This window comes from Actinoplanes sp. NPDC049681 (assembly GCF_044465265.1).
In the GTDB taxonomy this organism is placed as follows: Bacteria; Actinomycetota; Actinomycetes; order Mycobacteriales; family Micromonosporaceae; genus Actinoplanes.
In genome coordinates, this window is the sequence record NZ_JBITLP010000005.1 from 721,395 (window position 1) to 731,729 (window position 10,335).

At 72.7% G+C, this 10,335-nt stretch carries 10 protein-coding genes; 5 read left to right on the plus strand and 5 right to left on the minus strand.

All coding sequences use genetic code 11. The features are described 5' to 3' along the window. Positions 1 to 26 precede the first annotated feature (26 nt). Positions 27 to 656 carry a cholesterol catabolism transcriptional regulator KstR gene (gene kstR, locus ACIBO8_RS21540; protein WP_396117051.1) on the plus strand — a complete coding sequence of 210 codons (630 nt, stop codon included), beginning with the start codon at positions 27 to 29 and terminating at the stop codon, positions 654 to 656. A gap of 29 nt (positions 657 to 685) precedes the next feature. On the opposite strand, the gene ACIBO8_RS21545 is transcribed toward kstR, so the two are convergent. Continuing rightward, positions 686 to 1,117: an SRPBCC family protein gene (locus ACIBO8_RS21545; RefSeq protein ID WP_396117052.1), complete on the minus strand. Its 432-nt coding sequence runs from the start codon at positions 1,115 to 1,117 to the stop codon at positions 686 to 688. Between the two features lie 229 nt (positions 1,118 to 1,346). Between ACIBO8_RS21545 and ACIBO8_RS21550 the strand changes: the two genes are divergently transcribed. Beyond that, a complete protein-coding gene (locus ACIBO8_RS21550; RefSeq protein WP_396117113.1) occupies positions 1,347 to 2,030 on the plus strand; it encodes a PaaI family thioesterase in 684 nt (227 codons plus the stop codon). A 16-nt stretch (positions 2,031 to 2,046) separates the two neighbouring features. Here the strand turns inward: ACIBO8_RS21550 and ACIBO8_RS21555 are convergent, their stop codons facing one another. The 4 genes from ACIBO8_RS21555 to ACIBO8_RS21570 all read right to left on the minus strand — a co-directional run bounded on the left by ACIBO8_RS21555 (position 2,047) and on the right by ACIBO8_RS21570 (position 6,906). Beyond that, positions 2,047 to 3,681, minus strand: a complete 1,635-nt coding sequence (locus ACIBO8_RS21555; protein ID WP_396117053.1) for a GMC oxidoreductase — start codon at positions 3,679 to 3,681, stop codon at positions 2,047 to 2,049. Then, entirely contained in the window at positions 3,681 to 5,372 is a 1,692-nt protein-coding gene (gene kstD, locus ACIBO8_RS21560; RefSeq protein WP_396117114.1) for a 3-oxosteroid 1-dehydrogenase, read from the minus strand. Before kstD ends, ACIBO8_RS21555 begins: the two co-directional genes overlap by 1 nt. A gap of 170 nt (positions 5,373 to 5,542) precedes the next feature. Next, positions 5,543 to 6,283: a TetR/AcrR family transcriptional regulator gene (locus ACIBO8_RS21565; protein WP_396117054.1), complete on the minus strand. Its 741-nt coding sequence runs from the start codon at positions 6,281 to 6,283 to the stop codon at positions 5,543 to 5,545. Further along, complete coding sequence (locus tag ACIBO8_RS21570) at positions 6,283 to 6,906, minus strand: hypothetical protein (protein ID WP_396117055.1); 624 nt, start codon at positions 6,904 to 6,906, stop codon at positions 6,283 to 6,285. Before ACIBO8_RS21570 ends, ACIBO8_RS21565 begins: the two co-directional genes overlap by 1 nt. Before the next feature lie 93 nt (positions 6,907 to 6,999). Here ACIBO8_RS21570 and ACIBO8_RS21575 point away from each other — a divergent pair, with 93 nt between their 5' ends. The 3 genes from ACIBO8_RS21575 (at position 7,000) to ACIBO8_RS21585 (ending at position 10,334) form a co-directional block, all read left to right on the plus strand. Continuing rightward, on the plus strand, positions 7,000 to 8,250 hold the full coding sequence (locus ACIBO8_RS21575) for a PucR family transcriptional regulator (RefSeq protein ID WP_396117056.1): 1,251 nt from the start codon (positions 7,000 to 7,002) through the stop codon (positions 8,248 to 8,250). A 155-nt stretch (positions 8,251 to 8,405) separates the two neighbouring features. Then, entirely contained in the window at positions 8,406 to 9,962 is a 1,557-nt protein-coding gene (locus ACIBO8_RS21580; protein ID WP_396117057.1) for an AMP-binding protein, read from the plus strand. Between the two features lie 27 nt (positions 9,963 to 9,989). Beyond that, entirely contained in the window at positions 9,990 to 10,334 is a 345-nt protein-coding gene (locus ACIBO8_RS21585; RefSeq protein WP_396117059.1) for a DUF3311 domain-containing protein, read from the plus strand. Position 10,335: the final 1 nt, after the last annotated feature.

Genomic DNA, 10,335 nt, shown 5'->3' on the forward strand with positions numbered 1-10,335 from the left:
TGGTCCGGAATGCTCGGAAGGCAAGGATGGCAGCGTCGAGAACGAATATCAGTAACGGCGCCGGCCGCGGCACGCTCGCCGGCGCGGACGCGCAGCAGGGTTCCGCTGCCCAGCGGGACCGGCGCCGCCGGATCCTGGAGGCCACCCTGGCGCTGGCCGCCAAGGGCGGCTACGACGCCGTCCAGATGCGTACGGTCGCCGAGCGCGCGGAGGTGGCGCTCGGCACGCTCTACCGCTACTTCCCCTCCAAGATCCATCTTCTGGTGTCCGCCCTGGTGCTGGAGTTCGAACGGATCCAGGAGAAGCTCGACCGCAAGCCCATCCCGGGCGACACCCCCCACGAGCGGACCCTGTACGTGCTCGGCCAGATGACCCGGGTGATGCAGCGGGAGCCGTTGATCACCGAGGCGATGACGCGCGCGTTCATGTTCGCCGACCCGTCGGCGAGCGCCGAGGTCAACGCCGTCGCGCGGCTCATGGAGGACATGTTCACCCGGGCCATGCACGAGGGCGAGCCGACGCCGGACGACCGGGCGAAGGCCCGCGTGATCGGCGACGTCTGGCTGTCCAACCTGGTCGCCTGGGTGACCCGCCGCGCCTCGGCGAACGACGTGGTCAACCACCTCGAGCTGGCCACCCGCCTGCTCCTGCGCTGACAGGAGCAGGGGGAACGCCGGGCGGGACGTCAGCCGAGGAGAGCGGTGAGCTTCGCCAGGGACTGCTGCGCCGCGGTGCCGGCCTGCTTCTCGAGCATGCCGGCCATCGGCCCGGCCAGCGCCGGTCCGACGAACTCCATCTCGTAGGTGATCTGCGACCCGTCCCCGGACGGCTCGATCGTCATCCGGCTCTTCGCCTTGACGCCCATCGGGCCGTCGCCGGACTGTTCGAGTCGTTGCGCCGCCGCCACATCCGTCACCCGCCAGGCCATCTCGGCGGGCATCCCCATCAGCTTGACCTTCTGCCGGTAGGTGGTGCCCGCGTCCAGCGTCGACGGGACCTCGCCGGTGAAGCCCTCGTGCATCGTGTTCCACTCCGCGACCCGGGGAAGGTCCACCACCACCTGCCAGACCTTCTGCGGTTCGGCCGCGGCGCCGGCCGTGACACTGACCTTGGGCATCGCATTCCTCCTTGCGGGTGATCCCAGAGAACTAGAACAGGTTATAGCAATGTGACCAGCTTCACTAGCTTCATTCATCAGCGGTGGAGCCCCGCGGAGGTAGAACCATGTCCTGGCCGTCGAACGGTGGAGGCGTGCGGTGACCGAGAACGATCCAGGCCGGGCGGCGGAGCAGTCCCCGTCGGCCGCCTGGCACCAGGACGCCATCGCGCCCCGTGCCATCCGGAGCCTGCGCGCCGTGAAGGGCCGTGACGACCCGGCGGTCCCGTCCCCGCTGGAGCGCCGGCGGCGAGCCGTGAGCGAGCTCGGCGACGCGCTGCGCACGCTGGTCGAGCTGGCCTCCTCCACCGAGGCCCCGGTGGAGGAGCTCGACCGCGCCACCCAGGTCGTGCGCGAGGCGACGGCCCTGCTGGGCGGGCGCCTGCGCGACCGGTCCACCCCGCCGAGCACCGACGACCTCCTCGACGGCGTCCGCATGTACAACCCGGTGACGGGCACCGGCAGCGCCCTGGCCCCGCCCCTGCGCATCGAGCAGTCCGGTGACGTCACCGTCGGCACCTGCACCCTCGGCCTCGCCTTCGAGGGGCCGCCCAGCTACGCGCACGGCGGTGTGAGCGCGCTGCTGCTCGACCAGATGCTCGGATACGCGGTGAGCGCCTCCGGGCACCCGGGCATGACCGTGCGCCTGGAGACCTCGTACCGGGCTCCGGTCCCGCTGCAGACGCCGCTGCGCCTGACCGCCGAGGCGACCGCGGTCGACGGCCGGCGCGTGACCGCCACCGGGACCATCGCCACCGCCGCGGAGCCGGACACCGTGCTGGTCGCCGCGACCGGCACGTTCGTCGCCCTCAACGCCGACCAGGCCCGTCGCCTGTTCTCGGCGGTGTGGGAGTCCGGCTCACGGGCGGGCTGAGGCTGCGGCCGTACCGTCAGAGATCGGTCTCGATGATCTTCTCGATGTTGCGTTCCGCGAGGGCGGTGATGGTGACGAACGGGTTGACGCCGGTCGAGCCCGGGATCAGCGAACCGTCCATGACGTAGAGCCCGGGGAAGCCCGGCAGCCGACCGTAGTTGTCGGTCGCCTCGTTGAGGATGCACCCGCCGAGCGGATGGTAGGTGAAGTCGTCCCCCCAGATCTTGCCGGGGCCGAACAGGTCGCGGCGGTAGACGGTGAACTGCTTCGCGTTGATGGCGTCGAAGACCCGCTTGGCCGCGTCGACGGCCGGCTGGTTCTGTGCCGTCTGCCAGGTCAGGCCGACGGTGCCGGTGCCCGCGTCGAAGACGAAGCGGGCGCGCTGAGGATTGCGGGTGATGGCCAGGTAGAGGCTGATCCACAGCTCGACGCCGGCCGGGAAGGGCGCGATCTCCGCGAACACGGGCCCGGCGGGATCCGACCAGTTGTCGATGCCCATGGCCGGCATGCCGGACTGGAGGGCGCCGGTGGTGTCCCAGACGTGGTCCGCGCGGCCGACCATGACGTTGCCGTTGTTGCCCCAGCCCTGGCCCACCGCGTCGGGCAGGCCGGGCAGGGCGCCGACGGCCTTCATCGCCACCAGCAGCTTGCTGGTGCCGATGCTTCCCGCGGCGAAGAACACCCGGTCGGCGCGTACGGTCTTGGCGGCCAGCGGCTCGCCGGCGGTGCTGATCTGGGTCATCGTGACGGCGTACCCGCCGGCGGAGGCGGGCGCGACGGCGGTGACCACGTGCTGGGTGGTCACGGTCAGCCGGCCGGTCGCCGCCGCGGCCGCCAGGTAGGTCTTGTCCAGCGAGCGCTTGCCGTAGTTGTTGCCGTAGATCACCTCGCTGGCCAGAGCCGAGCGGGGAACGGTGCCGGCCTGCTCCCGGGCCATGTACGTGAAGTCGTACACGTTGGGCACGAAGGTGGTGCGATAGCCGGACTCGTTGGCCTGATCCCGGCTGAGCCGGGCGTACCGGTAGCACTCCGCCGTCTCGAACCAGGCCGGGTCGATGTAGTTGACGCCGAGCGCGGCGTTGGCGCGCGGGAAGTAGGTGTCGTACATCGCGTCGGCGTCGACCGAGGGCAGAACCTCCTCGAAGTAGCTGCGCCGGGGCAGCACCGCCATGCCGCCGTTGACCAGCGAGCCGCCGCCGACGCCCCGCCCCTGGTAGACGCGGATGCCGGCGAAGCGCTCGGAGTCGAGCACACCGGTGAACCTGCCGATCGGTTTGTTGGCCGGGATGCCGAGGAAGTAGCCGAGGGGCTGGTCGGTCGAGGTCCGCAGCCAGTACGACCGCTGGTCCGGGTGGAGCATGTCGCAGAAGACCTTGCCGTCGGATCCGGGGCTGTTCCAGGCCATCCCCATCTCGACCACGGCGGTGGCGACGCCGGCCTGGGTCAGGCGCAGTGCGGTGACCGCGCCGCCGTAGCCGCTGCCGATGACGAGGGCCGGCACGTGATCGCCGTCGGCGAGGGTGGCGCCGGCCGCCGCGGCGCGGGCGAGGGGCCGGCCCCCGGAGGCGCCGAGCACGGCCGCCACCGCGCCGCCCTTGAGCAGACCGCGACGCGAGACCGTCCGGGACCGGGGAGGGGCATGGCGGTCCATCAGATGCCGTCGGCGATGTCGTTGGCGGCGATGTACCCGAAGGTCATCGCCGGGCCGATGGTGGAACCCGCACCGGCGTAGCTGTGCCCCATGACCGCGGCGCTGGAGTTGCCCGCCGCGTAGAGCCCGGGGATGAGCGAGCCGTCGGCGTGCAGCACCCGCGCGCGGGCGTCGGTCCGCAGTCCGCCCTTGGTCCCGAGATCACCGGGGACGATCTTGCAGGCGTAGTACGGCGGCAGCCAGAGCGGCGCCAGGCAAGAGTTCGGACGGACCGCGGGGTCCGTGTAGTAGTGGTCGTACGCGCTGTCGCCGCGGTGGAAGTCGGTGTCCCGGCCGCTGCGCGCGAACCCGTTGAAGCGGCTCACCGTGGCGGACAGGGCGCCGGCGGGAATCCCGATCCGGTCTGCCAGGGCGCCGATGGTCGGCGCCTTGTGAACCGCTCCGGCGTCGTACCAGGAGTCCGGGAACGGCAGAGCCGGTGGGACGTCGCGGAAGAGATACCGGTTGCGGTAGTTCTGATCGAAGATCAACCATGCCGGGATGTCCGGCGTGATGCCGTTCTTCGCGTACATGACGTGCACGACGTCGCTGTATGGCGCCGCCTCGTTGACGAACCGCACCCCGGCGCTGTTGACCATGAGGCTGCCGGGCAGGGTCCGCTCGGCCAGGCAGAAGTACGGCTCCTCGGGCAGCGGGACGGCCGGCCCCCACCACGAGTCCTCGAGGAAGTCCGTCGCCGCGCCCGCGCGCAGGCCGGCCTCGATGCCGTCCCCCGTGTTCTCCTTGGCGCCGACCGTCCACTCGGTGCCGATCGGCGCCTGCTGGTACGCCAGCCGCATGGCGAGGTTGTGCTCGAACCCGCCGGCGGCCACGACGACGCCCCGGTTCGCACCGATGACCGTGGAGGCCCCGTCCCGGGTGACGACCACCCCGGTGACCCGGCCGCTCGCGTCGAACCGGAAGTCCTCGAACGGCGTGTTCAGCCACACGGGTACGCCCGCGGCCGCGAGGCCCGCGCGCAGCCCGCCGGCCAGCGCCTGCCCCATGGTGAGCGGCGTCTGGCCGTGCAGCACGGCGGTGGCGTACCGGGCGGCGCACTCGGCGGCCACGGCGAAGCCCTTCGCGTTGACCAGGGCCAGGACGAGCCACTTGTAGTCGGCACTGAAGACGGACGCGCCCGGGGGCGTCGGCATGTACGCGGGGTTGAGGTGCTCGAGCTCGGCGCCGAGCAGCTTGCCGTCGAACAGGTCCGGCTCGATCGACCGGCCCTGCGGCATGCCGCCGGCGAGCTCGGGATAGTAGTCGGGGTACCCGTCCATGAACCGGAACCGCAGGGGGCTGTTCGCCATGACGAACGAGATCATCGAGGGGCCGTTGTCCAGGAACGCCTGCTGCTTGGCGGTCGGCACGTCGCCGTTCACCACCGCGGCGAGGTAGGTGGCCGCCTTCGCGGGGGTGTCGGGAACCCCGGCCGCGAGGATGACCTCGTTGTCGGGGATCCAGATGCCGGCACCCGACCTGGCCGCGGAGCCGCCGAAGGTCGGCGCCTTCTCCACCACCACCACGCTGAGGCCCCGCCGGGCCAGCCGGAGCGCCGCGGTCATGCCGGCGGCCCCGCAGCCGACGACCACGGCGTCGAACTGCCCGGCGGCCCGCGCCGCCCGCCCGCGGACGGCCGGTCCGACGGCCATGCCGGTGCCGATGGCGGCGGCGCCCGCGAGGACCTGACGCCTGCTGAGGGATGCGTTCATCGCTGACCTCGATGGGCTCAGAGCGACTGTAACGCGTTCTACTATTTACACAAAAAACCCTGGCGTCAATGAGAATCTTTAACAGGAACGTGATATAGCACGGCGGTCGATCAGGGATGCGGGTGCTGCAGCGCGGCCTCCAGCCGGTCGACCTGCTCCCGCAGGACGGCGAGCGCCGATGCCGCCTGCGGCGAGGGCCATGCCGTCCCGGCCGGACCGGCGGGCTCGGCGGCGAGGCCGTGCACCGCCATCTCGGCGAACGCCTCCGCCACCGGCTCCACCGGGTGCTCCGGCGAGGGCCGGAACCACCAGGCGATCCAGTTGCACATGCCGAGGATGCCGAGGGCGGCGGTGCGGGAGTCGACCGGGCGCAGGATCCCGGCGTCGACGCCGTCGTCGATGAGGCCCCGCAGCTCCGCCAGGACCTCCCGCTTCGCCCGTTCGTTGCGGCTGGCGAGCGGCTCGCTCAGCTCCATCTGCCCGATGTGCCAGAGCCGGAACCGCGCCGGGTTGGCGGCGTTGCGGCTGGCCATCTCGTACGCCGCGAGCCGCAGCCGTCCGCGCGGGTCCAGGTCGGCACGCCCCCGGATGGTGCGCAGCAGCGCCACCCCCTCGAGCGTCACCTCGGTGACGATCTGCTCGAGCAGGGCCTCCTTGCTGTCGACGTAGTGGTAGATCGCGGTGCGGGTGAGTCCCATGGACACGGCGATGTCCTGGAGGCTCGTGCCCGCGAAGCCCCGCTCGGCGAAGAGCCGGGCCGCGTGCTCGTAGATCTCCTGTTCGACGATGCCCCGCCGGCGCCGGGTCCGGCCGGCGGAGGTGGCGCTCGCGCCGGAGGTCTGGGCGACCATCAGGCCACCTGCTCGAGCTGGTCGGCGGCGGTGCCGGCCTCGACCACCTCGCCGCTCGCCACCGCGCTGCGCGACAGCAGGTACGCGAGATCGGCGAACAGCTCGGGATCCGTGCCCTGCGGTGCCGTCAGCCCGTTGACCCGTACCTCCGGGGCGACCTCGGCGGCGATCAGCCCGGTCAGCCCGCGCAGCATCGCCGCACCGAGGGCTACGCGTCCCGCCCCGACGGTCGTGGCCAGGTGCAGCACGCGGCCGCCACCGTCCGCCATGGCCAGCCAGTACGCCCGCTGGGCCCAGCCGAGCGGCGCGGCCACCCAGCCGCGGACCAGCGCCCGGAAGGCGATCGGATCGCATTCGAGGAGCGACCCCGGGGCCGGTTCCGGGGTGTGCACGACGAGCAGGTCCAGGCGGCCCCAGCGATCGACGACCGCCCGTACGACACGGCTCTGCACATCGACGTCGGTGGGGTCCCCGGGCAGCGCCCAGTCGGCGTGCGCGCCGTCCGCCGGATCCGCGCCGACCAGGCAGACGCGCAGCCCCTCGGTCCGTAGCCGCCGGGCCAGCGCCGGTGCCACCGGATCCGTGCCGACCACCACTGCGACCTGCGCGTTCCCTGGCGACATGGCGCTCCTCCCCGCGTACCGATTTGACATAGCGTCATTGAAACTGACAGGGGTGTCAAGTAGCGTGTTGCGGGTCAGAAATGGGGTGGGCAGATGATGCAGACGTCAACGGCAACCGGCTCCGGGACGCTCCGGCAGCTGATCTCCGCGTTGCTCTCCCGCCTGCCTGAGCTGGCGCACGACCTCGCCCGCCGGATCGAGGACGCGAACCAGGCGAACGGCTATCGGGAGCGGGTGTCCGGGCCCGACCTGCTCGACTCCTGCCACGCCAACCTCGAGCGGATCCTGCAGGTGCTCGCGGACGCCCTGCCGGCCGGCGTGGACCCGCTCGACGCCCCGCGCGCCTCCGGCCGGCGGCGGGCGGTCCAGGGCATCCCGCTCGAAGCGGTGCTGCACGCGTACAGGCTGGGTACCGCCACGATCTGGCAGGCGCTGCTCACCGAGGCGCGCAGCGGACCGCCCGGCTCCGTCGACGTCGTCACCGAGGCCACCAGCAGCGTCCTCGACATCGTGAACCGATATTCCCTCGTGGTCGCCGACGCTTACCGCGCCACCGAGGCCGAGCTCGGCATCGGGGACGCCGACCGCCACGGCGCCCTGATGGACGCGCTGCTCACCGGCACCGACCTGGACCCGGCCACCGCGGCCGCGGCCGCCACGGCGCTCGACCTGCCGCCGCACGACCGGTTCGCGGTGGTGGCGCTGCGCTACGACGCCACCCGCGACCGCCCGCTGACGGTGCCGCGGGACGCCCTGGCCGTCCGCGGCGTCCGGTCGGCCTGGCGCACCACCGGCGACCGGGAGTTCGGGGTGCTGGCCCTGGGCGGGAAGTCGCTGACCGCCGTCGCCGCCCTGCTGGAGCCGCTGCTGCCCCGCCCCGCCGGACTGTCCTGGTCGGTGGCGGGCCTCGGCTCCCTGGCCGAGGCGCGGCGCGCCGCCGAGACGGCACTGTCCACCGCGCCCGCACGATCACCCCGGGTGTACCGGATCGACGACCGGCTGCCGGAGGCCATGGTGGTCTCCCGGCCCGACCTCGCCCACCGGCTCACCGAACGCGTCCTCGGCCGGCTGCTGGAGCAGACCCCGGCCGAACGCCGGCTCCTCGTCGACACGCTGGAGGTGTGGCTGCGGGGCGGGCGTTCGGTGGCCGCGGCCGCCGTGGCCCTGCACTGTCACCGCAACACCGTGGCCAACCGGCTGCGCCGGATCGAGACGCTGACCGGTGGCTCGCTCGACGACGACCGGCACGTCCTCTGCTGCTATCTCGCCCTGACGGCAGTACGGCTCCTGCCGGCCGACACGTCGCTTGCCACACCGGCGCCGGGGCTCGCCTCCGCCTGCTGAGCGGCGCCCGGCGCTCGGCCGCGACGATGCCGGCACGCAGAGTGCACGGTGCCCAGCCGAGCCGGGCCGGAGTTGTGCAGCGCGGACATTGCCCAGCTCCGGGGGCGGCCCGATGCTGTCTGCCACAGCTCCGCCGCCCACCTGGAGGAGACGCCATGCCGTTCACCAGTCCCCTGCCCGACGTCGAGATACCCGCCCTGCCCGTGCACCGGCTGGTCCTCGACGGTGCCGCCGCGCGCGGTGAGCACCCGGCCCTGGTCGACGGGCGTACCGGCACGACGATCAGCTACGCGACGCTGGCTCGCATGGTCGACCGCCTCGCCGCCGGGTTCGCGGCGGCCGGGCTGCGCAAGGGCGACGTCCTCGCCCTCTACAGCCCCAACAGCGAGCTCTACCCGGTGGTCTTCCACGCGGCGCTGACCGCGGGCGCGACCGTCACCCCGGTGAACGCGCTGGCCACCGGCAAGGACCTCGCGGACCAGCTGCGCGACAGCGGAGCCGCGTGGCTCGTGACGACCTCGGCGCAGGTCGGCCGCGTCGCCGAGGCCGGCGCCGGTACCGGCGTGCGGGAGGTCTTCCTCCTCGATGCCGCCCCGGGCTACCGCTCGGTGCGGCAGCTGATGGAGTGCACCGATCCGGCACCCCGCGTGGAGATCGACCCCGATGCCGACCTGGCGGCACTGCCGTACTCCAGCGGCACGACCGGCGTGGCCAAGGGCGTCATGCTCACCCACCGGAACCTGGTCGCCAACGTGCGGCAGGTGCAGGCCACGCTGGACCTGCGGCCCGACGACCGGGTCGTGGCGGTGCTGCCCCTGTTCCACATCTACGGCCTGACGGTCCTGATGAACCTGGGCCTGGCCGCCGGCGCCACCCTCGTCGTCCTGCCCCGGTTCGAGCTCGACGAGTTCCTCCGGGTCCTGGCCGAGCAGCGGATCACCCGCGCGTTCGTCGCCCCGCCGGTGGTGCTGGCCCTGGCCAAGCACCCGGCCGTCGCCGACCACGACCTGTCGGCGCTGCGCGTGGTGTTCAGCGGCGCGGCACCGCTCGATCCCGAGCTCGCCGAGGCCTGCGCGCGCCGGCTGGGCTGCCCGGTGCACCAGGGCTACGGCATGACGGAGATGTCGCCGGTGTCGCACGCCGTACCGTTCCACGAGCCGGCCTCCCCGCCCGGAACGATCGGCAAGCTGGTGCCCGGGACCGAGGCCAGGGTGGTGGACGTGGCGACCGGCAGCGACGTCGGCCCCGGCACCACCGGGGAGCTCCTGGTCCGCGGCCCGCAGGTGATGCGCGGCTACCTCGGCCGCCCCGAGGCGACCGACGCCACCGTCGACGCCGACGGCTGGCTGCACACCGGCGATCTGGTCCGCGTCGACGAGGCGGGCGACTGGTACGTCGTCGACCGGGTCAAGGAGCTCATCAAGTACAAGGGCTACCAGGTGCCGCCGGCCGAACTGGAGGCGGTCCTGCTGACCCACCCCGGTATCGCCGACGCGGCGGTGGTGGGCGGCTACGACGGCGACGGCGAGGAGATCCCGCACGCCTTCGTCGTACCGGCCGAGGGGTCACTGACCCCGGACGAGGTGATCGCCCACGTGGCCGCGCGGGTCGCGCCGTACAAGAAGGTCCGGCTGGTGACCCTGGTCGACCGGATCCCCAAGAGCCCTTCCGGCAAGATCCTTCGGCGCCAGTTGCGCGCGCTGCCGGGCTGACGATCACGACGAGCAAGGAGTACGACCATGCCCGCTTCCTTCGGGCACATCAACGCCACGCCGGACCCCGTCCCACCGCGACCCGGCGATCGCCTTCCGCCCGGCGGCCGCTGGCCCTCCCAGCAGCCGTACGGCAGCGCGCGGGCGGCGGACGCCGAGGCCCGCAGGCGCGAGCGCGCCGCGCGGGAGCGCAGCCGGTGGCACTGGCTGCTGGCGATACCGGTGACGGTGCCGCTGATCACGCCGCTGTTCGACCGCGCCGAGCCCCAGGTGTGGGGCATCCCGTTCTTCTACTGGGCGCAGATCGCCTGCATCGGGCTCACGATCGCGGTCACGGCGCTGGTGTACCAGCTGACCCGGGTGCGGGGCTGAC

Bases quoted from the DNA above. Each gene is read 5' to 3' on its own strand.
- kstR (WP_396117051.1), top strand. From the start codon at position 27: ATGGCAGCGTCGAGAACGAATATCAGTAACGGCGCCGGCCGCGGCACG.
- ACIBO8_RS21545 (WP_396117052.1), bottom strand. From the start codon at position 1,117: ATGCCCAAGGTCAGTGTCACGGCCGGCGCCGCGGCCGAACCGCAGAAG.
- ACIBO8_RS21555 (WP_396117053.1), bottom strand. From the start codon at position 3,681: ATGGACCGCCATGCCCCTCCCCGGTCCCGGACGGTCTCGCGTCGCGGT.
- kstD (WP_396117114.1), bottom strand. From the start codon at position 5,372: ATGGCCGTCGGACCGGCCGTCCGCGGGCGGGCGGCGCGGGCCGCCGGG.
- ACIBO8_RS21565 (WP_396117054.1), bottom strand. From the start codon at position 6,283: ATGGTCGCCCAGACCTCCGGCGCGAGCGCCACCTCCGCCGGCCGGACC.
- ACIBO8_RS21570 (WP_396117055.1), bottom strand. From the start codon at position 6,906: ATGTCGCCAGGGAACGCGCAGGTCGCAGTGGTGGTCGGCACGGATCCG.
- ACIBO8_RS21575 (WP_396117056.1), top strand. From the start codon at position 7,000: ATGATGCAGACGTCAACGGCAACCGGCTCCGGGACGCTCCGGCAGCTG.
- ACIBO8_RS21580 (WP_396117057.1), top strand. From the start codon at position 8,406: ATGCCGTTCACCAGTCCCCTGCCCGACGTCGAGATACCCGCCCTGCCC.
- ACIBO8_RS21585 (WP_396117059.1), top strand. From the start codon at position 9,990: ATGCCCGCTTCCTTCGGGCACATCAACGCCACGCCGGACCCCGTCCCA.